The sequence below is a fragment of the Paucibacter aquatile genome (genome assembly GCF_002885975.1).
GTDB lineage: Bacteria > Pseudomonadota > Gammaproteobacteria > Burkholderiales > Burkholderiaceae_C > Paucibacter_A > Paucibacter_A aquatilis.
Genome location: NZ_POSP01000003.1, coordinates 1,019,802 through 1,040,874 on the forward strand (window position 1 = coordinate 1,019,802; position 21,073 = coordinate 1,040,874).

Here is a 21,073-nt window from a genome sequence, read left to right on the forward strand (position 1 = left end):
ACGGGCGCTCTGCGGCCGATGCCGCGAAAGCCCCAATCGCCAAGTGCGCCGCGGGTCTGAACAATTGTCACAAGCCTCTCCGCGCTGTCCGCCCGTGCCTTACACAAGCTCACCGAAGTCCAACAAATCCTTGGCCCCGCGCCTGCCCCTGCGAGGCAAGATGCCGGCCATGCTTGCACTGGTCACCTCACTCGCCCTGCTGCAGCCGGTGTCGGTGCCGGCGGCGCCGCCCGCGGCATCCAGCAGCACAGGCACGAGCAGCGGCAGCGCCGGCAACAGCAGCAATGCAGCGCTCAACCAGGAGCTCAATGTGCTGCACTGGTGGACCTCAGCCGGCGAGCGCGCCGCAGCCGACCATGTGGCCGCTCGCATGGCCGAGCAAGGCCTGCGCTGGATCGACGGCGCCGTGGCAGGCGGCGGCGGCGGCGGTGCCATCAAGGTGCTGAACGAGCGCACCCTGCGCGGCCAGGCGCCGCAGGTGGCCCAACTCAACGGCCAGGCCTTGCGCGAATGGGCCGAGCTGGGCCTGCTGCTGCGCCTGGACGGTGTGGCGCAGCGGCGCGACTGGCGCGGCACCCTTTTCCCCCAGGTGATGAGCCAGCTCAATGTGCGCGACCATGTGGTGGCCGCGCCCCTGGGCATCCATCGCATCAACAACCTCTACCTCAACCTGGCCCTGTTCCGCCAGCTCAAGATCGAGCCGCCCAGCGACTGGGCCGGCGTGATGCGGGCGGCCAGCGCCCTGCGCGCCGCCGGCATCACGCCCGTGGGTTTCAGCGACGAGCCCTGGCAGGTGGCCACGGTGTTCGAAGCCATGCTGCTGGGCGAGGCGGGCCCGGCGCTCTACCAACGCATGGTGGTGCAGCGCGACCTCCAGGCCTTTGACGACCCGGCCCTGGAGCGCAGCTTCAAACGCCTGCGTGAATGGCGCAATCTGGCCGCACCGGTGAACGCCACCGGGGGCAGCGGCAGCCAGCCCGGCAACGCCAACCCCGGCGAGCGCCGCTGGACCGAGCTGGTCGCCGACTTTGCCGCCGGCCGCACGGCCATGCTGATCAGTGGCGACTGGGTGCGCGGCGAGCTGGGCGCGCTCGGCCAGGAAGGCGGGCGCGATTTCGAATGCAAGGCCGTGCCCGGCACGGCGCAAGCCCATCTCTTCAGCATCGACACCCTGGCCATGCTGGCCGGCGACAACGCCAAGCAGGCGGCGCAGGAGCGCATGGCCGAGCTGCTGGGCAATGCCACGCTGCAGATCAGCTACAACCGCATCAAGGGCTCGGTGCCGGTGCGCCGCGATGTGCCGGTGGACGAGCTCGATGTCTGCGCCCAGCGCTCCTACCGTCTGTTCGCCAACCCTGGCACGCCGCGCGTGCCCAGCCTGGTGCACCGCATGGCGTTTGATGAGGTCGGCAAGAACGCCTTCATCGAGACCGTGCACCGCTTTGCCCTCGACCCCAACCAGACCCCCGCCGCTGCGCAGCGCCGCCTGCAGGCCCTGCTGCGCGCGCTCGGCCCGCGCCCCCCGAAAGCTTTGCCATGACCCGCACCATCCTGCTCGTCGACGACGACCAGAAGATCCGCACCCTGCTCAAGACCTACCTCGAGAAGAACCAGTACGAGGTGCGCCTGGCCCACGACGGCGCCAGCTTCATGGCCGAATTCGAGCGCTTCCGTGACGAAATCAGCCTGTGCATTCTCGACGTCATGCTGCCCGACACCGAGGGCTTTGCCCTGTGCCAGGCGGTGCGCCGCCGCTCCGATGTGCCCGTCATCATGCTGACCGCCAGCGCCGAGGAAACCGACCGCATCGTCGGCCTGGAGCTGGGCGCCGACGACTACATCGGCAAGCCCTTCAACCCGCGCGAGCTGCTGGCCCGCATCAAGGCCATCCACCGCCGCAGCGGCCAGGAGCGCAGCCAGACGCCGCGTTACTTCCGCTTCAACGGCTTCACCCTCGATGTGCTGGAGCGCAGCCTGATCGACCCCGAAGGCGCGGCCTCGGCCCTCTCGGGCATGGACTTCCAGCTGCTCAAGCTGCTGGTGGAGCACCCCGGCGAGGTGCTGGACCGCAGCCGCCTGGCCGAGGTGACGCGCGGCCGCGACCTCGGCCCCCTGGACCGCTCGCTCGATGTGCAGGTCAGCCGCCTGCGCCAGCGCCTGCATGACGACGGCAAACAGCCGGCCCTGATCAAGACCGTGCGGGGTTCCGGTTATGTCTTTGCCACCACCGTCAGCGCCTCGCATGCGCTTTGAGGCCCAGGGCCTGAGCGGAGAAACCCAGAGCTGGCCGCGGCGCAGCCAGGGCTTCTGGTTCGACAGCCTGCAGGGCCGCTTCACCCTGGCCATGCTGGCCGGCCTGGTGATCGTGCAGCTGCTGGTCAATCTGCTCTGGTACCGCCAGGTCGAGCTGCGCACGCGCCGCCAGGCCGAGCTGGCCGCCCACCATGTGGCCAGCGGCGTGCTGGGCGCGCTGCGCGCCCTGCGCGAGCTGCCGGCGCCCTACCGGCCGCTGGTGATCGAGCAGCTGCGCACCATGGGCGGCACGCGCTTTCTGGTCTTTCTCAACAAGGGCGAGGTGCCGACCCGGGCCCTGCCCGATCTGCCATTGGCGCGCTCGGTGGAAGCCATCGTGCGCCAGGAAATCGGCGCCCAGCTGGCACCCGGCACGCCCATCCGGGTCGCCCTGGCTTCACCGCAAGGGCTCAAGGTGGCGCCCAGCGGCGCCTTGCTGGCCGACCTGCCCGACAGCTGGGTCGACCCCTCGCTGCTGGCCAGTGAACGACCGGCGCCGTTCTTGGTGATCCAGGTGGAGACGGAACCGGGCCAGTGGCTCTACCTGACCAGCGCCATGCCCGACCCCTACTTTCTGGAGCAGCTGGACTTTTTCACCTGGCAACGCCTGGCCCCGCAGCTGCTGACCCTGTGCCTAGCCCTGATCCTGACCGTGATCGCCGCACGCGCGCTGACCCGCCCGCTGCGCGGCCTGAGCCGGGCCGCCGCCCTGGTGGGCCACCGCACCACGCCGCAGCCGCTGCGCCTGAGCGGCACCTCGGAGGTGCGGCGCGCCATCCAGGCCTTCAACGACATGCAGGAACGCATCCGCCGCTACCTCAGCGACCGCGAGCGTCTGTTCGCCTCCATCTCGCACGATCTGCGCACACCCATCACCCGCTTGCGCCTGCGCAGCGAGCTCCTGGACGACCCCGCCGTGCAGGACGAGTTCCACGAGGATCTGGACGAGCTGGACATGATGGTCAAGACCGCCCTGCAGATCGTCAAGGACACCGACATCCACGAAAACCGCGCGCCCGTGCGCATCGACCTGGTGCTGCAGAAAATGGTGCGCGACGCCCGCATGACCGGCCAGCAGATCGAGCTGAAAGAGCTGCCCCTGACGGTGTTCGGCAAGCCGCTGGCCCTCAAGCGCGCACTCGGCAATCTGCTGGACAACGCCATGTTCTACGGCGCCGGCGCCCAGCAGCACCGCACCGAGCTGGAGATGGCCTCGGGCGAGCCCGGCAGCGCAGAAGAGGGTCAGGTCTTGCTGACCGTGCGCGACCACGGCCCCGGTGTGCCCGAGAGCGCCCTGGCCAAGCTGGGCCAGCCCTACACCCGGCTGGACCATGGCTCCAAGCTGCGCGGCGAAGGCCTGGGCCTGGGCCTGTCCATCGTGCGCGACATCGTGGCCGACCACGGCGGCAGCCTGCGCTTTCGCAACCATCCGCAGGGCGGCTTTGAGGTGAGGCTGGCCCTGCCCGGCCATGCCGCTGCGGCGCCGCCGGAGCTGGCGACTCCGCCTGACAGCGCCGATTCGGCGGCAGCTACTTCTTCCGCATCCTCTGCTTCATGACTTCCGCGCCCCCCGCCTCCCCCCACTTCGTCATCGTCGGCGGCGGCACGGCCGGCTGGATGAGCGCCTGCCTCCTGGCGCGCCAGCTGGGGCCGGCCTGCCGCTACACCTTGGTCGAGTCCAGCGACATCGGCATCATCGGCGTGGGCGAAGGCTCCACGCCCTATTTGCGCGATTTCTTCCGCCAGCTCGGCCTGGAGGAGCGCGACTGGATGCCGGCCTGCCACGCCACTTACAAGGCCGGCATCCGCTTTCCCGGCTGGTCCACGCATCCGGGCTACGAAAGCTACGTCCACCCCTTCTTCAACGAGGCCGACCGTCCGCTGGGCCAGGCCTTCATCCAGCAAGCGAATCAGCGCCGGTGCGGCGAGGATGTGGATGCCAACCCGGCAGATTTCTTTCTTGCCGCTGAACTGGCGCGTCAGCGCCGCGCGCCCCACTACGTCCATCCGGCGCAGCACCCGGCCACCGACTACGCCTACCACTTCGACTCGGGCCTGCTGGGCAGCTTCCTGAAGCGCCATGCGCAGGAGCAGCTGGGCCTGCAGCACTGCGTGGACACTGTGGCGGCGGTGGAACGCCACGCCGAGAGCGGCGACATCACCGCCCTGCGCCTGCAGAGCAGCGGCCAGCGCCTGGAGGGCGATTTCTTCATCGACTGCAGCGGCTTTCGCGGGCTGCTGATCAACGAAACCCTGGGCGAGCCCTTCATCCCCTGGGGCGACCGGCTCTTCAACGACCGCGCCATCGCCATCCCCACCCCGCTGGAGCCGGATCGGGACATTGCGTCAGAAACCACCTCCACCGCCCTGGGCCACGGCTGGGCCTGGCAGATTCCGCTGACGCATCGCCACGGCAACGGCTATGTCTACAGCTCTCAGTTCATCAGCGATGACGCGGCAGAAGCCGCGCTGCGCGCCCACCTCGGCCCGGCGGCCGAGGGCGCCAGTGCCCGGCGCCTGAAGATGCGCGTGGGTCGCGTGGCGCGTCACTGGCGACACAACTGCGTGGCCATCGGCCTGTCCCAGGGTTTCATCGAGCCGCTGGAAGCGACCGCGCTGATGCTGATCCAGTTCTCGGTGCAGCACTTGATCGAAGCGCTGCAAACCGGTGGCGACGACCCGGCGACCTTGCGTGAGCGCTACAACGCCGAGATCAACCGCATGTTCGACGGTGTGTGCGACTACGTGCAAACCCACTACCTGCTCAACACCCGCGAGGACACCGAGTACTGGCGCGCCAACCGCGCGATGAAGCCGGGCTCGGATCGCCTGGCGGAGCTGCTGGCCAGCTGGGACGCCGGCGCCGACTTCGACGCGGCCCTGGGCCGGCATGAAGCCGCGCTGATGTACCAGCGGCCCTCGTGGTACTGCCTGCTGGCAGGCATGGGCCGCTTCCCGGCGAACGCGCCTGGCCACAGGGCGGCGCCCTCGCAGGCCATGGCACTCAGCGGCCTGCAGGCGCGAGCCGCCCTGATGGATCAGGCCCGAAAACACTTCCTGCCGCACCGCGAAGCTTTGCGGCGGCTGGCCACCAGCGCCTGACCACGCAAGGAAAGCGCCCCATGAGCAAGTACCTGATCTCCTTCCCTGCCGCAGCCATGGTCGTGCCCGCCGAGGAGTTGCCGGCGGTGGCCGAGGCCGCCCATGCCGTGATTCGTGAGGCCAAGGCAGCGGGGGTGTATGTGTTCGCAGGTGGGATTGACGCGGCCGTGGCGCCGCTGCGGGTGGCGGGCGATGGCTCGGTTCGAGAAGGCGCGGGCACCACGAGCCCGACGCTGGACGGTGGCTTTGCGGTGCTAGAGCTGCCCTCGCGTGAGGCCGCACTGACCTGGGCGGCGCGCCTGGCCGCCGCCTGCCGCTGCGAGCAGGAGCTGCGGGTCTTCATGTTCGACCCGGAGTCCTGAGCCCGCTTGCCGCGTCTCGCCCGACAGCGGCGCCTTGGCCAAACACCGTGCGGGGCAGCAGATCAGGACCGGCCCCGGGCCTTCAGTTCAGCAAATCAGGTGCGAGCTGACGCAGGAAGGGCTTGGTCAGCTGACTGACCTCGCGGGCGAACTCGCACCAGTCGGCCGTTTGGGTGTTGATATTGGCGGCCACGACCAGGTCCCACTGCGGATAGATGATCAGCAAGCTTTGCGCGCCATCGGACACACCGCCGTGATGCACATAGCTGACGGCGGATTGGAGCGGATGGGCTCGGTCGCAGTACAGGTGCTGCAAGTTGGAGTGGCGCCAACCCAAGGCGTAGGACTGCTCGTTCTCGCGCCCATCGGCCAGTCGCTGGGGCGTCCAGAAATCCTGCCGAACCGGCGTTGCAATGAAGGACGGGCGCAACCAGGCGGCGCCCAGCTTCGCCAGATCCACCGAACTGGCCGCCAGGCCGCCTCCGGCCCATTTCTGGCTCAGATCGACCGGCCGGTGCAGGCGCGCCACGCCGCCGCGGGTCTCATAGAAACGCGCTTGCTGTTCATGCGGCTGCTCTGCCGCTGCGAGCGAGCTCAGGCCCAAGGGCTCGCTGACCTGGGCATGAAGATACGACAGAAAGGGCTGAGCGGTGGCGCTCTGCAAGACGGCACTGGCCAGGACCGTGCCAAAGGAGCTGTAGTGGAAGCGCTCACCGGGTGCGGAGAGCAGTTTGGCGTCGTCAAACAAACCCAGGGCCTCATTCACATCGGTGTAGCGCCGCCACTTGAGCCAGCTCTGCAGCTTGCCTGACCAGTCGGTGTTCTCGGCATAAGCCGGCATCCCCGCGGTATGAGACATGAGCTGACGCAGAGTCATCGCTTGCCAGGCAGGGTTGGGCAGATCGGCCTTGTACTGCCCAATCGGGGTGTCCATGGTCAGCTCGGATCGAGTCACGGCCCGGGCCATGGCGGTGGCGGTCACGGCCTTGGAGGTGCTGCCGACGCGAAACTGGGTTTCAATCGTGGCCGGCGCCTGGCGCTCCAGATCGGCATAGCCGCTCGCCGCCGCCCAGACCAGATCGCCTCGCCAGGACACCGCCGCCGTGAAGGCGGGCCAGCGCTGCTGTGTGCGCGCTTGCGCGAGCGCTTGGGCGGCCTCGGTCGCGCTCTTTGCGAACTGCGGCTGATAGACCTCGGACTGCTGCGGTGCCTCGGCAGGAACAGGCAGCGCCCGAGGGAACAGCTGGCAGCCACAGAGGCCGACACAGAGCAGCAGGCCCAGGCTTCGGAGTTTGAATTTCAGCATCATGGGTTCCTTAAGGGTTGAAGAGAAGAGAAGAGAAGACTGAGGAGAACGTTGAGAACTCAGGAAAAAGCGGCCGGGTCGACAGAACAACAAAGGGCGCGGCGCCAAGGCGGAACACTGGGCAGCAGACCTCCCTGGCGGCCGGCGGCACCATGGGCACCTTCACGAAGCAGCGCGAGGGTGATGAACAGGACGGGAAGGCAAAGGTCGGCGGCACCACGCAAGCCTGCGCGGCCCGACACGGCCCGACACAGCCCGGAGTCAGGGGCCTCGGACGCGGGGTAGCAGCAGCATCAGCGTGCTCCTCGCTGCAAGAGCAGCTCGCGCATGGCAGGCGTCGACGCTTGGTTCAGAGCCGAACGCCAGACCCGACCATCGGACATCGGGGTCTGCACCTGCAGATTGATCAGGGCGCCATGCGCCAGGAGCAACTGGGCCATGGCCAGGTCGCCCCGACGTGCGGCCTGGATCAAAGGCGTTTCATCGCCCAGCACGGCGGCATTGACATCGGCACCGGCGTCCAGCAGGCGCTGGGCGATGGACAGCTGGCCACCCTGAGCAGCCAGGATCAGCGCATTGCCGTCGCCCCGGCTGCTGATATTGGCGTCGGCACCGGCCTTGAGCAACAGTTCCACCAACGCGAGGGACTGGCGGCGTACCGCCATCATCAGCGGCGTTCCGTCGCCAGGCCGGGCCAGATTCAAGGGCGCGCCCTCGGCCAGCAGTGATTGCACTCCCGGCACATCCTGGCTCGCCACGCGCTCCAGCAGCACGCTCAATCGGCCCAGCTCGCTGACGCTCACCTGCGCATGGCGAGCCGGCAGGTCGGCCAGCTGCAAGTGCTGGGTCAAAAACAGGCTGCTGCCCAAGAGCAGCAGCGCCAGCAGCCCGCCCTGCCACAGCCACTGCGGGCGCTGTTCCTGCCGCAGCACTGCGTCAATGCGCAAGGCAAGCAGTGGCGCATGCCACCAGCGCTGGGCCAGCGCGCGCCCCGGTCCCCGATCCCCCGGCTGCTTCTGCTGCAGCAGAGCGCAATCCAGAAGCGTTTGTGCGTAGCGATGCGGCTGCGCCTGCTGGCGGCTGACCAGGGCATCACAACGAAGCTCGCGCCAGCGACTCAGCTCTTGCGCCGCGATCCGCCAGGCCGGGCTCCACCAGAACAAGCAGCTCAAGGCTTGCTGGAGCGCATGCTGGCGCAGATCACCCTGCTGCTGATGGCAGAGCTCATGCTGCACGATCAGGGCCAGCTGCGCGGCATTCAGATGCTGGAGGTAGGCGCTTGGCAGCAGGATTTCCGGCTGACGCAGCCCCACCAGCATGGCGCTGTCCACGCCGGGGTGAACCCCCACAGGCACAGGGCAGCCTGCCGGCGCCTCCTTCCAAATCAGGGCCTGCTGGCGCAGTGCGCGAGTCCGACGATAGCTTTGCCCCAGCCGCACGGCCTTGAAGGCACTCACCATCGGCAGCAACCACCACAACCAGGTCGGCGGAGCCAGCCTCGCCAGGAGCTCGGAACTCAAAGGCCAGCTGATCGCGAGCGGGGCCAAGGGGTCCAGAACCGCCTCTGGCCCTGGAAGCGCTGAAGACGTAGCGCCCAAGGGCTGCACACTGGCATGAAACCAGGGCAGCAATTGCCGATCCATGGCCCAAGGCTGCAACATCAGCAAGGGCAGCAGGAACAGGGCCCCGGCCCAAAGCCACCACAGGCCGAGCATGCCGCCCGGCGACACGCAACCCTGGCGCCGGCGGCTCCACCCCAAGATGGGCAGCAGCGCCAGGCTCAACAAGCCGTGCAACAAGACATACAGACCCCAGCCCGTGGCATCCATCGCGTGCCTCCTCGCCGCCTTGTGTTGCGACCTCAGCCGCGGGGGCGTTTGACGTGGAGCTGAGGCTGGGCCGCGGTGGCTGCAGAGGGATCCTGCGCCGCGGCTTGCGCTGCAGCCCGATCGATCTGGGCCTGCAACTGACCGGCCACCTCAGGTGACAAGGCCTCCTGGTTCAGCAGATGCTGGGCCAGCAAGGTCGGCGAGCCGCCAAAGAATTTCTTCAACAAGCCCAGCAAGGCCTGGCTTCGGGCTTCTTGCTGCACCGTGAGCGCCTGGTAGACAAAGGCCTTGCCCTGCTTCTCGCAGCTGACATGCCCCTTGTCCAGCAGGATGCGGCACAGGGTCTGAACCGTGGTGTAGGCAAGCTCATGCTCAGTCGACAGCTCCGCCGCAATCTCGCGCACCGTCATGGCACGCCCGCGCCAGAGGACCTGCATGATGCGCTGCTCTGCGGGGGTCAGTTCGGTGGACTTGGGGCGGGCCATGAAGCGCTCCTACTAATTAATTAGTTTCATTCTGACTCAAAGACGTCATCCTTGCAACTAATTCTTTAGTACTTAAGTGCAACTCGGCTCCAGACCATGGAACCCGCTGGAGTCCGCAGAGGGACGCGCCCGGGCCAATGAAAAGGGGCGGTGTCGATACGACCCGCCCCTCGTTCCGGCTGAAAAGCACTCCGCCGCGCTCGATCAGGCGCGCTTGAGCGCGCGCTCTGACCCATCCCCCCAGTGCCGCAGCTTGTGGCCGAGGGTGGCGTAGAACAAGATGAACACATAGCACGGCAGCATCACCCAATAGGCACTTTGCGGGCCACTGGCGTCCGCAAAATGGCCGTAGGCCATGGGCAACAGGGCGCCGCCGGCGATGCCCATGATCAGCAAGGCCGAGCCGCTGGCGGTGTGACGGCCCAGGTCTTGCAAGGCCAGAGGCCAGACGGCCGGCCAGACCAAGGCATTGGCCAGGCCCAAAGCCGCCAGACAGAACACGGTGTTGGGCACGGCCGGCACGCCAGCCCAGCCCAGCAACAACTGTGAAAGCCCGCTGTCCTGGCTGGAACTCAGAGCAACTGCAGCAGACAGCAGCACCCCCAGCGCAGCCGAGGCCTGCAAGGCCGTCTTCTGCGAGATGAAACGCGGGATCAAGAGCACACCAGCCAGGTAACCCATCACCATGGCGGCCATGGTGTAGCTGGTCAACACGGCATAGTTCGCCACCCCCAGCTGCTGGCCGTACAGGCCGATGGTGTCGCCAGCGATCACCTCGACACCCACGTAGACGAACAGGCTCAAGGCACCCAGCACCACCTGCGGGAAGCGAAACACCTCGCCCAGGCGCACCGGCGCACTGTCGCCTGCGTCGTCCAGATCGGGTTCGGCCAGTGAGGAGAAATGGATGACAGCGGTGAACACCAGCAGCGCAGCTGCCATCACCAGATAGGGCGTGATCAGGCGCGAGGCCAGCTCAGCGCGGGCCAGGGCGCGCGCCGCAGGCTCCAAAGCGGCCAGGTCGATAGCCGCCTTCTGATCGAAGCCGGACAGAATCAGGGCCGAGAACACCAGGGGCACGACGATGCCGGCACCCTTGTTGAACAAGCCCATGATGCTGATGCGCATGGCCGCGCTCTCGCGCGCGCCGATGCAGACGATGTAGGGGTTGATGGCCGTCTGCATCAGCGTCATGCCCGAGGCCAGCGTGAACAGCGCCAACAGGAAGAGCCCGTAATGGCCGACCTTGGCGGCCGGGATGAAGAGCAAAGCGCCCACAGCCATGACCGCCAAGCTCAGCGTCATGCCGCGCTTGTAGCCGGTGCGCGCCAGGATGGCGGCCGAGGGCAGCGCCATCACGGTGTAGGCGATGTAGAAGGCAAAGGTGACCCAGAGCGCCTGGAAGTTATTGAGCTCGCAAACAATCTTGAGGAAAGGGATCAACGAGCCATTGAGCCAGGTGACGAAGCCGAGGATGAAGAACATCAGGCCGATGAAAAGCATGGCCAGAACCACGCTGCTGGCAGTGGAGCCGGCGCGGGAGGCGGATGAGGTCTGCTGCTGGTTCATGAAGGTATCCAGGTGATCACAAGAGGCTGCGGGCGCTTTCGCCCCGCATCAAGCCGCCCGTCGAGGGCCGCCCACAAGGCAATAGGCCTCCCTCCGCTGAAGGTGGGAGGCCCGTTGCGACGGCCCCAGCATGCCCGCCCGGCAGAGCGGGCACGCTCAGGCACGTTCGACGCCCGTCAGAACTTGGCGCGCAGACCGATGCCGAAGCGGCGGCCGTTCTCGTACACGCCCAAGGGCAGGCCATCACTGGTATTGCTGCGCACCAGCTCGTTGCCCAGGTTGACCGCCGAGGCAAACAGCGAGACCTTGGGCGTGATGTCCCAGCTGGCCGAGGCATCCCACTGGCCGTAGGCGCTGTTGACTTCCTGACCGCCCATCTTCGTACCACCGTAAGACTTGGAACGGTAGTTGTAGGACACACGGGCGCTGATGCCATCGCGCTCGTAGTACACGCTGGCGTTGTACTGGTCACGCGAATTGCCCACGACCTGCAGGCGCGGCTGGCCGGCCACAGCACCCGCCTTCGCATCGGTGAAGGTGTAGTTGGCCGTGGCGCCGAAGCCGCTGCGGCCGAAGGCCTGTTGCCACTGCAGCTCGAAGCCCTTGATGTCGGCACCGTTGTCGGCATTCAAGGGGCGCGAGACATTGAGCACCTCGCCGTTGATGGTTTCCTGCTTGGTGTCGGTGTAGTTGAAGGTGTCCAGCTTCTTGATGAAGACCGTGCCCGAGAGCAGCGAGCCTTCTTCGAAGTACCACTCGGCGCCCAGCTCGGCCTGGTTGGAGTGGATGGGCTTGAGCAGCGGGTTGCCGGCCTTGGCCTTGGTCAGCACGGTGCCGTCGCGGGTCAGGCCCGGGTTGAGCACGTCGAAAGTCTGGCGTGCCATGGCTTTGGAGATGGCGCCACGCAGGATCAGGTCCTTCTGCAGCGAGTACGCGACGTTCAGGCTGGGCAAGGTGTCGGTGTAATTGTTGTCCTGGCTGATCGGCTTGAAGGTCTTGTCGGCCGCCTGGGCAAAACCGTTCGAGGTCTGCTGGGTCTTGACGAAGCGGACGCCAAAATCACCGCGCCACTTGCCGCTGGAGAAGTCTGCCTTGACATAGGCGGCCGAGATCTTTTCCTTGATCTTGTAATGCTCGTTCAGCACATCGGCGTACGTCATGTTCTTGTCGAACATGGGAATGGCCTTGCTGGCCACCAGCGCATCATCAAACCACAGATACTGGGTCAGCGCACCGGGCGAAGCAGCGGCCTGGCTCAGCTGGGGCGATGGGCCGGTGGAGAGATCGCCAAGGGTCAGGTTTTGCCAACTGGCGGCGGCGCCGTTGGCCGTGCCCTGGCTGCGGAAATTCTGCTGCGTGCTGTCGCGGTGCTTGCCACCGAACTTGACGGTGGTGATGAACCCATTGTCCACATCCAGGGTCACATCACCCTGCAGATAGTTCTCCTTGCTCTCCATGCGGCGAACGCGATCGCTGGTGCCGCCGCCGGGCTTGAGCACCAGGCCCTTGTAGCTCAGCGGGTCCATGTCGTACTTGACGCCGTACTTGTCCAGGCCCATGTCGATGGTGGCCGTGGCATTGCCTTCCATCCAGAAATGCCGGTCATGGCGGCTACCGCCTTCGGACGAGGTGGTACCTGCCTGGCCGTGGAAGGTCCAGCGATCCGTGCGGAAGGTACCGTCCAGATCGAGCACCTTGGCCTTCACATAGGACTCGCGGTAGATGGGCTCAAAGGACACATTGGTGGGGCCGATCGAGCCGCCGACCAGGGCCTTGGTGCCGTCCGAGGTGGTGATGAAGCTGGGGTTCTGAACCTTGATGACACCATCCACCGCCTGACCGCTGGCCTGCCAGAGGTAGTTCTGGTTGCTGTTGTCCATCTTCATGTCCGAATTCATGTAATTCAGGACAATGTCGGTCTGCTGGTTGGGCTGGAACTGCAGGGCCAGGTTGCCGGTGGTTCGATCGCGATCCTGGCGGAAGATGGCCGAGCCGCCACCCCATGCGGCATAGGCCTTGGTCGAGGCCGCGCCGGTGGGCACATTGTTCTTGTCGACCGGCTGGACCTCGTACTTGCCGTCATCGAACATCTCCAGGCCATCGCGGCGCATGGTTCGGGTTTGCTTGCTGAGAGCCAGCATCACACCGAAGGTCTTGTCGGCGCTCTTCCAGTTCAACAAACCGGAGGCCTGCGGATCGGTCTTGCCCGGCAGCTGGCTGTAGATGGCCTCGGCCGAGGCTTGCAGGGTCAGCGCATCCTTGAAGGCCAAGGGCTTGCGGGTCTTGACGATGACCAGACCGCCGATGCTGCCTTCATCCAGATCGGCCGAGGGGCTCTTGTAGACATCGAGGCTGCCGACGATTTCAGACGGCAACACGTCGTAGTTGAAGCTGCGGGTCTGGGCTTCATTCAGCCACCACTCCGAGCTCGACACGGCCTGGCCGTTGAGCTGGGTCATGTTGAGGTTCTTGTCCGTGCCGCGCACGAAGATGGCCTTGCCCTCGCCCCAGCTGCGGTCCACCGAGATGCCCGGCACGCGCTGCAGCGAATCGGCCACGTTCTTGTCAGGGAACTTGCCCACATCCTCGGCCGAAATCGAATCGACGATGCTGGAGTTCTCGCGCTTCTCCACGAGGTTCTTGTTCAGCGTGGCGCGGATACCGCGGATCTCCACCTTCTCCAGCTCATTGGTCTTGGCCGGCTCATCTGCCGCATGGGCAGCTTGCAAGGCCAGCGTGCCAATCACAGCGCTGATCAGTTGGGGCAGCAGTTTCTTCTGGAACGACAAGGGCTGGTTCATGGAACAGGTCTCCGAGAGTTTCTTTTGCGTCTTGCTTGATGAAGTTGAATCAGTCCGCTGCGATGAAAGCGCAGCAAGCCGGGCAGGCCCATGCTTCGACCTCGGCAATTTAGCGGCCCACTCGCCCACTGGATCAGCACGTTGCGTTTTGCAGGACTTCATTGCATCGGTCTTACAAAGCAGGGGCTGATGCAAGACGGAAGCGCGGGGATACCCGGGGTTTGAAGGGCGGGAAGCGGCACATTGCGGACCTCGGCTGTCTGGATCTTTCTCGCTGCGGTGTCTCGGCCCGCCGCCGGGCTCATGGTTCGCGGGTCGGCTCTTTGAGCCGACTCCCCTCGCTGCTCACTCCGCGGCTCAGCGGCGCCAAACTCCCTCCGTTCGCTGCGCTCACTGTGGTCAAACAGTGGCGCCGAGTCAGTTCTTGAAGCGCGCTTGAAGCAAACTTCGGCGCGCGCCTGAGCCGCTCCGCTGCGCCCTAGGCCGCGCACAAATCGCCCATCGGCGGGCCGAGCCACCTCCGGAGGTGGCATGCTCCACAGTGGAAGGGGCACGTCGACCGCGATGCAAGCGCCCTACAGCCCGTACCGATACCAGCCAGCCTATTCAACCTCGCAACAGACGCTGCTCTCGCCGCTCGCGGGGCGCAAAGGCGTCGCACAGCAGCTTCATCAGGCGCTCCGCTGAGGCGCTGTTGTCGCCCATGAGGTTGCAGACGTAGACATCGAGCGTCACGCCCCCCAACTCGGGCCAGGTGTGGATGGCCAGATGAGATTCGGCCAGGAGCACCACGCCCGTGATGCCGCTCTGCTCACAGCCAGGCGCGACCTCGAAACGATGGAACAACTCAGCCACGGCGCCCAGACCTGCCGCTTGCACGGCATCGCGGCACAGGCGGCCGAGAGCCTCTGGGTCCAGCATCAGAGGCGATTGCGGGTCGCAGCCACGCAGATCGGCAGTCAGGTGCAAGCCCTGCACGGCAGCCTCAGCGACTCAACCGCCGGTGACTGGCGGGAAAAAAGCCAGCTCGGCATCGGCAGGGATGACGGCCGAATCGCTGGCCACCATCTGCTGGTTCAGCGCGCAGCGCACGGCACGCCCGGGCGCCAAGGCTTCGGCATGCACGGCAGAGCGGGCGCAGAGCTGGGCCCGGAGCGCCGCCACGCTGGTTCCCGCAGGTATCTCCAGCCGCTCACCCGAACCCAGTTGCTCACGCAGCGAGGCGAAGAATTTCAGCTGCACCTGAATCATGGCCACGCCCTCGCTCATGACAGCAACTCGCTGAACGGCAGAAAGCGCACCGTGTCGCCGGGCGCGATGCTGCGACCCGAGGGGTTGTCCACCAAGCCGTCGCCCCAAACCGCCGAGCTGAGGACGCCCGAGCTTTGGTTGGCAAACAGATCCAGGCCGCCCGCCTCATTGAGGCGGGCACGCAGAAACTCCTGGCGCCGGTCAGCCCGGGGCCAGTTGAAATCGGCGCGCAAGGCGTAGGCACGAGGATGCAAGCGGGTGGCACCCTGCAAGCGCAGGATCACCGGCCGCACCAGCAGGCAGAAGGTGACCAGGCTGGCGACCGGATTACCGGGCAGACCGATGAACCACGCCGAACCGCCATCGTGATTTCGGCGCACCGAACCGAAGGCCAAGGGCTTGCCGGGCTTGATGGCGATCTGCCAGAGCTCCAGCTGGCCTTCCGCTTGCACGGCCGGCCGCAGATGGTCCTCCTCACCAACCGAGACGCCGCCCGAAGTAATGATGAGGTCGGCCTGCGCTGCAGCATCGCGCAAAGCGGCACGGGTGGCATCCAGACGGTCGGGCACGATGCCCAGGTCCAGCACCTCACAACCCAGGCCTTGCAGCAGGCCACGCAGAGTGAAACGGTTGGAGTTGTAGATGGCGCCGGGGCGCAGCGGCTCGCCGGGCATCACCAGCTCATCGCCGGTGGAAAACAGCGCCACGCGCGGGCGCCGCGCCACTTTCAGCTGTGCTGCGCCGACCGAAGCGGCCAGGCCCAGGCCCGCCGGATCCAGGCGGCTGCCGACCGAGAGCACAGTGGCGCCACGCTCCACATCCTCGCCGCGGCGGCGGATGGCATTGCCCAACTCGGGCACGCTCAAGAAACGCACAGCGCCCAGGCCCTCGCCCGGCACAGCCTCGCACTGCTCCTGCATCAGCACGGTGTCGGCACCCACCGGCACTTGCGCACCGGTGAAGATGCGCGCAGCCGTGCCCGGCAGGTGTGCGGCACCAACCACGCCGGCGGGCACACGCTGCGCCACCGGCAAAACCGTACCCGGCTCGCGCACATCGGCCGCGCAAAAAGCATAGCCGTCCATGGCCGAGTTGTCGGCGGGCGGCACATCAAGCAAGGACACCACGTCCTGACTGAGCACGCGGCCCAGGGCCTCGGCCGTGAGCAGCATTTCACTCCGACCCAGTGGCTGAACGGCGGCCAGCAAACGAGCCAGGGCTTCATCCAGCGGCAACATGGCCGGCTTGGCCTTGGAAGCAAGACGTTCAGACATGGGCTTCGATGAAACGCTGAACGCCAGCCACATCGACCGGCATCACCACCACCCGTTTGGGCAGGGACTCGATGTGCTCCAGGCCGGCCGGCCGCGGCGGCGCTGTGCCCAGCGCCTCTTCGATGGTGGCGGCGAACTTGACCGGCAAAGCCGTCTCCAGCACCAGCATGGTCACACCCGGCTCGCGGCGCTCTTGTGCCACCTTGAGGCCATCGGCCGTGTGGGTGTCCACCACCACGCCATAGCGTGCATGGGTGCTGCGGATGGTGGCCAGGCGGTCGGCATGGCTGCTGCGGCCGGACTGGAAGCCATAACGCGCGATCTCGGCATGCTCGCCGGCGCTGATCTGGAAGCGCCCTTCGCGGGCGATGGCCTCGCCGAACAAGGCCTTGGTGCGCGCTCCATCGCGACCCAGCAGATCGAACACAAAACGCTCGAAATTGCTGGCCTTGGAAATATCCATGGACGGGCTCGAGGTCTCGTGTGTCTCGGCGCTGCCTCGCACACGGTAAACGCCGGTGCGGAAGAACTCGTCCAGCACATCGTTCTCGTTGGTGGCCACCACCAGCTGCGCAATCGGCAGGCCCATCATGCGCGCCACATGGCCGGCGCAGACATTGCCGAAATTGCCCGAGGGCACGGTGAAGCTGACCCGCTCGGTGTTGCTCGTCGTGGCCTGGAAGTAGCCGGCGAAGTAGTACACCACCTGGGCCAGCAGACGCGCCCAGTTGATCGAATTGACGGTGCCGATCTGGTACTTGCGCTTGAATTCGAGGTCATTGCTGACCGCCTTGACGATGTCCTGGCAGTCGTCGAACACGCCCTCGATGGCGATGTTGTGGATGTTGGCATCCTGCAGGCTGAACATCTGCGCCTGCTGGAAGGGGCTCATGCGACCATGAGGGCTGAGCATGAAGACGTTCACACCCGCCTTGCCGCGCATGGCGTACTCGGCCGCGCTGCCGGTGTCGCCCGAAGTGGCGCCCAGAATGTTGAGCGTCTGGCCGCGCCGGCCCAACTCGTACTCGAAGAGCTGGCCCAGCAGCTGCATGGCCATGTCCTTGAAGGCCAGGGTCGGGCCGTTGGACAGGGCTTGCAGGGCCAAGCCCGGCTCCAGGGTCTTGAGCGGCGTGATCTCGGGCGTGCCGAACACGGCCTCGGTGTAGGTGCGGCGGGTGATGGCGCGCAGGTCTTCGGCCGGGATGTCGTCGATGTAGAGCGACAGGATCTCAAAGGCCAGATCGGCATAAGCCAGACCGCGCCAGCGCGTCAGCGTGGCATCGTCCACCTGCGGGTAATGCGTGGGCAGGTACAGGCCGCCATCGGGCGCCAGGCCCTCCAGCAGGATGTCGCAGAAGCGGCGCTCAGTTTGGTCGCCGCGGGTGCTGATGTATCGCATGCTCGTCAAGCCAATTCTTCCTTGCGCAGGCGCACGATGGGCGCGAGCACGGTGTTCAGACCTTGCATCTGAGCCAGGGCTCGGTTCATGCGGCCTTCCTGGGTCTCGTGGGTCAGGATGATCAGGTCGGTCTGGCGCTCGCCCTCGTTGGATTCGCGCTGCAGCACGGCGTCGATCGAGATGTCGTGCTCGGCCAGGATGGTGGTGATGCGCGAGAGCACACCGGCCTCGTCGGCCACGCGCAGACGCAGGTAATAGCTGGTCAGCACCTCGGCCATGGGCAAGATGGCGGTGTCGCTCATCGCGTCGGGCTGGAAGGCCAGATGCGGCACCCGGTGGTCGGGGTCGGCGGTGTGCAAGCGAGTGATATCCACCAGATCGGCGATCACGGCCGAAGCGGTCGGCTCGGCGCCGGCGCCCTTGCCGTAGTAAAGCGTGGTGCCGACGGCATCGCCCTGCACCACCACGGCGTTCATCGCGCCTTCAACATTGGCAATCAGGCGGCTCATGGGCACCAGAGTCGGGTGCACGCGCAGCTCGATGCCCGTGTCCCGGCGGCGGGTCAGGCCCAGGAGCTTGATGCGGTAGCCCAGCTGCTCGGCGTACTTGATGTCGGCGGCCTGCAGCTGGCTGATGCCTTCCACATGGGCTTTGTCGAACTGCACCGGCACGCCAAAGGCGATGGCGCTCATCAGCGTCAGCTTGTGGGCGGCGTCCACGCCTTCGACGTCAAAGGTCGGGTCGGCCTCGGCATAGCCCAGGCGCTGGGCTTCTTTCAGCACGGTGGCGAAGTCCAGGCCCTTGCTGCGCATCTCGGACAGGATGAAATTGGTGGTGCCGTTGATGATGCCGGCGATCCACTCGATGCGGTTGGCGGTCAGGCCTTCGCGCAAGGCCTTGATGATGGGGATGCCGCCGGCCACAGCCGCTTCAAACGCGACCATCACACCCTTGGCGCGCGCAGCGGCAAAGATCTCGGTGCCATGCACGGCCAGCAGCGCCTTGTTGGCGGTGACCACATGCTTGCCCTGGGCGATGGCTTCCAGCACCAGGCTGCGGGCCAGATCGCAGCCGCCGATGGTTTCGACCACGATGTCGATCTCGGGGTTGCGGATGATCTCGAAGGGGTCGGCGGTGACCACCACATCGGCATCGCCCACGATCTGGCGCGCCTGGGCCAGGTCACGACGGCACACCATGGTGACCTCGATGCCGCGGCCCGCGCGGCCCTTGATCTCCGCCTGATTGCGACGCAGCACATGGAAGGTGCCACTGCCCACGGTGCCAATGCCGAGGAGGCCGACTTTGATCGCTTTCATGCTGTCTGTCACTTTGCTGTTCACGTTTCGAAGAAAACAAACCCGGGAGGGCGGCTCAGGTGCCGTGGCGCTTGCGGTATTGGGCCAGGAAGCGTTCGATGCGGCCGATCGCTTCCTTCAAGTCGTCGGAATTGGGCAAGAAGACCAGGCGGAAGTGATCGGGCGCCACCCAGTTGAAACCCGTACCCTGGACGATCAGCACCTTCTCCTCGGCCAGCAACTCGTAGGCAAACTGCTGGTCGTCCGCGATCGGGTAGACCTGGGGGTCCAGGCGCGGGAACATGTAGAGCGCTGCCTTGGGCTTGACCACGCTGACGCCCGGGATCTGACTCAGCAGCTCGTAGGCCAGATCGCGCTGGCGGCACAGGCGGCCGGTCGGGGCGACCAGGTCCTTGATGCTCTGGTAACCGCCCAGGGCGGTCTGGATGGCCAGCTGGCCCGGCGTGTTGGAACACAGACGCAGCGAGGCCAGCATGTTCAGGCCCTCGATGTAGTCGCGGGCATGGCGCTTTTCGCCGCTGACCACCATCCAGCCGGCGCGGTAGCCGCAGGAGCGATAGTTCTTGGACAGGCCGTTGAAGGTCACAAACAGCACATCATCGGCCAGGCTGGCCATGCTGGTGTGCGTGTTGCCGTCGTACAAGGTCTTGTCGTAGATCTCGTCCGCGAAGATCAAGAGCTGGTGGCGGCGGGCGATCTCGATGATGCCCAGCAAGAGGTCGTCCGGGTACAGCGCCCCGGTCGGGTTGTTGGGGTTGCAGACCATGATGGCGCGGGTGCGCGGCGTGATCTTGGACTCGATGTCGTCCAGGTCGGGCAGCCAGCCCGCGCCCTCGTCGCAGAGGTAATGGACCGGCTTGCCGCCGGACAGGCCCACCACCGCGGTGTAGAGCGGGAAGTCAGGTGCGGGGATCAGCACCTCGTCACCATCGTTGACCAGGGCGTTCATCGCCATCTGGATCAGCTCCGACGCGCCATTGCCCAGGTAGACATCGTCCACCGTCACGCCCTTGACGCCTTTCTCCTGCGTGTAGTGCACCACGGCCTTGCGCGGGGCAAACAGGCCCTTGCTGTCGGTGTAGCCGGCAGCATCGGGCAGGTTGCGGATCATGTCCTGCACGATCTCGTCCGGCGGCATCAGGCCGAAGGCGGCCACATTGCCGATATTCAGCTTGATGATCTTCTGACCCTCATCCTCCATCTGGCGCGCCTTGTCCAGCACGGGGCCACGGATGTCATAGCTGACGCTGGCGAGCTTGCTGGACTTGGCGATGGGCTTCAAGACGGGGACTCCTCGGGCGATCTGTGGGGGCAAGTGGGGCTGGGAAAACTTTGACACTGAGGGACGAGAAGGCCCAGCGGCCCTCATGCTGCAGTGCAAAACCATACAATTTAATCACAGGGCTGCGGCTGCTCAGGTACCCGCCGCCTGAGAGTACAAGCAAGTGAGCCTTCGCAGCCCCCGGCATGGCCGTCACCCCCACCCCGCCCTCCCCGCCACGATGAAATTCCAACTCGACGAGCCGCAAGGCGGCAACATCATTTCGCGCCACGACGGGCAAAGCGTTCGGGTCAATGCCGACGAACACCGCAGCAGCGTGCTGGTGCCTTGGCGCGGCGAGGTGCAGTCCTGGGCGCTGACGCGCTTTGAGGATCTGACAGAAGCGCACTTTGAACAGATCTTGAGCCTGAAGCCCGAGCTGGTGATCTTTGGCAGCGGCAGCCGCATCCGCTTCGCCAACCCCAAGCTCTACCGCAGCTTGATCGAGGCCCGCATCGGCATCGAAACCATGGACCTGGCGGCGGCCTGCCGCACCTACAACGTGCTCAGCAGCGAGCATCGCGCCGTGCTTGCAGCCTTGCTGATCGAAGCCTGAAATACAGAAGCTTTATGGGGCGCTGGAGGCTGCGCCGAGCGGCTTTGCAAGGGTGATGACACTGCGCAATCCATGCACTTGAAACCCATCCCGGGCTCAATCTGGCACACATCACAAGCGCTGGACCGAGGGCAATCCCCCTAAATGACGAAGGCGGGCCTCCCGGAGGGGGCTCGCCAAAGGCCGTATAATCAACGGCTATGCCCA

Annotated in this window: 17 protein-coding genes; 6 read left to right on the plus strand and 11 right to left on the minus strand. The window is 66.0% G+C overall.

The annotated features are described in order from the left end of the window. Positions 1-169 precede the first annotated feature (169 nt). From C1O66_RS07655 to C1O66_RS07675, 5 genes are read left to right on the plus strand one after another with little or no spacing between them, the layout of a single operon-like run. Positions 170-1,540, plus strand: a complete 1,371-nt coding sequence (locus C1O66_RS07655) for an ABC transporter substrate-binding protein (protein ID WP_165794525.1) — start codon at positions 170-172, stop codon at positions 1,538-1,540. Further along, complete coding sequence (locus tag C1O66_RS07660) at positions 1,537-2,253, plus strand: response regulator (RefSeq protein ID WP_102767334.1); 717 nt, start codon at positions 1,537-1,539, stop codon at positions 2,251-2,253. Before C1O66_RS07655 ends, C1O66_RS07660 begins: the two co-directional genes overlap by 4 nt. Next, positions 2,243-3,850, plus strand: a complete 1,608-nt coding sequence (locus C1O66_RS07665) for an ATP-binding protein (RefSeq protein ID WP_102767335.1) — start codon at positions 2,243-2,245, stop codon at positions 3,848-3,850. The genes C1O66_RS07660 and C1O66_RS07665 overlap by 11 nt, the downstream gene beginning before the upstream one ends. Continuing rightward, entirely contained in the window at positions 3,847-5,394 is a 1,548-nt protein-coding gene (locus tag C1O66_RS07670) for a tryptophan halogenase family protein (protein ID WP_102767336.1), read from the plus strand. The genes C1O66_RS07665 and C1O66_RS07670 overlap by 4 nt, the downstream gene beginning before the upstream one ends. Positions 5,395-5,414: 20 nt before the next feature. Next, complete coding sequence (locus C1O66_RS07675; RefSeq protein WP_102767337.1) at positions 5,415-5,756, plus strand: YciI family protein; 342 nt, start codon at positions 5,415-5,417, stop codon at positions 5,754-5,756. A gap of 82 nt (positions 5,757-5,838) precedes the next feature. Here the strand turns inward: C1O66_RS07675 and C1O66_RS07680 are convergent, their stop codons facing one another. The 11 genes from C1O66_RS07680 to C1O66_RS07730 all read right to left on the minus strand — a co-directional run bounded on the left by C1O66_RS07680 (position 5,839) and on the right by C1O66_RS07730 (position 20,271). Then, a complete protein-coding gene (locus tag C1O66_RS07680; RefSeq protein ID WP_102767338.1) occupies positions 5,839-7,065 on the minus strand; it encodes a serine hydrolase domain-containing protein in 1,227 nt (408 codons plus the stop codon). Between the two features lie 290 nt (positions 7,066-7,355). Beyond that, positions 7,356-8,891 (minus strand): M56 family metallopeptidase, encoded by a 1,536-nt coding sequence (locus tag C1O66_RS07685; protein WP_102767339.1) that lies wholly within the window; start codon positions 8,889-8,891, stop codon positions 7,356-7,358. Between the two features lie 32 nt (positions 8,892-8,923). Continuing rightward, positions 8,924-9,376 (minus strand): BlaI/MecI/CopY family transcriptional regulator, encoded by a 453-nt coding sequence (locus tag C1O66_RS07690; RefSeq protein ID WP_102767340.1) that lies wholly within the window; start codon positions 9,374-9,376, stop codon positions 8,924-8,926. A 204-nt stretch (positions 9,377-9,580) separates the two neighbouring features. Beyond that, positions 9,581-10,945 carry a glucose/galactose MFS transporter gene (gluP, locus tag C1O66_RS07695; RefSeq protein ID WP_102767341.1) on the minus strand — a complete coding sequence of 455 codons (1,365 nt, stop codon included), beginning with the start codon at positions 10,943-10,945 and terminating at the stop codon, positions 9,581-9,583. A 176-nt stretch (positions 10,946-11,121) separates the two neighbouring features. Further along, positions 11,122-13,746 (minus strand): TonB-dependent receptor, encoded by a 2,625-nt coding sequence (locus tag C1O66_RS07700; protein WP_102767342.1) that lies wholly within the window; start codon positions 13,744-13,746, stop codon positions 11,122-11,124. Between the two features lie 606 nt (positions 13,747-14,352). After that, entirely contained in the window at positions 14,353-14,724 is a 372-nt protein-coding gene (gene speD, locus C1O66_RS07705) for an adenosylmethionine decarboxylase (RefSeq protein WP_102767343.1), read from the minus strand. 15 nt (positions 14,725-14,739) lie between these two features. Continuing rightward, positions 14,740-15,015, minus strand: coding sequence for a MoaD/ThiS family protein (locus C1O66_RS07710; protein ID WP_263299859.1), 276 nt, complete (start codon positions 15,013-15,015; stop codon positions 14,740-14,742). Continuing rightward, a complete protein-coding gene (locus C1O66_RS07715; RefSeq protein ID WP_243392736.1) occupies positions 15,012-16,271 on the minus strand; it encodes a molybdopterin molybdotransferase MoeA in 1,260 nt (419 codons plus the stop codon). Before C1O66_RS07715 ends, C1O66_RS07710 begins: the two co-directional genes overlap by 4 nt. Next, a complete protein-coding gene (gene thrC / locus C1O66_RS07720; protein WP_102767344.1) occupies positions 16,264-17,670 on the minus strand; it encodes a threonine synthase in 1,407 nt (468 codons plus the stop codon). The genes C1O66_RS07715 and thrC overlap by 8 nt, the downstream gene beginning before the upstream one ends. Before the next feature lie 5 nt (positions 17,671-17,675). Then, complete coding sequence (locus tag C1O66_RS07725) at positions 17,676-18,989, minus strand: homoserine dehydrogenase (RefSeq protein ID WP_102767345.1); 1,314 nt, start codon at positions 18,987-18,989, stop codon at positions 17,676-17,678. A 55-nt stretch (positions 18,990-19,044) separates the two neighbouring features. Beyond that, the gene (locus C1O66_RS07730) at positions 19,045-20,271 is read right to left on the minus strand and encodes a pyridoxal phosphate-dependent aminotransferase (RefSeq protein ID WP_102767346.1); all 1,227 of its coding nucleotides are present in this window, start codon (positions 20,269-20,271) and stop codon (positions 19,045-19,047) included. Between the two features lie 220 nt (positions 20,272-20,491). Between C1O66_RS07730 and C1O66_RS07735 the strand changes: the two genes are divergently transcribed. Continuing rightward, positions 20,492-20,866: an Mth938-like domain-containing protein gene (locus C1O66_RS07735; RefSeq protein WP_102767347.1), complete on the plus strand. Its 375-nt coding sequence runs from the start codon at positions 20,492-20,494 to the stop codon at positions 20,864-20,866. Positions 20,867-21,073 lie beyond the last annotated feature (207 nt).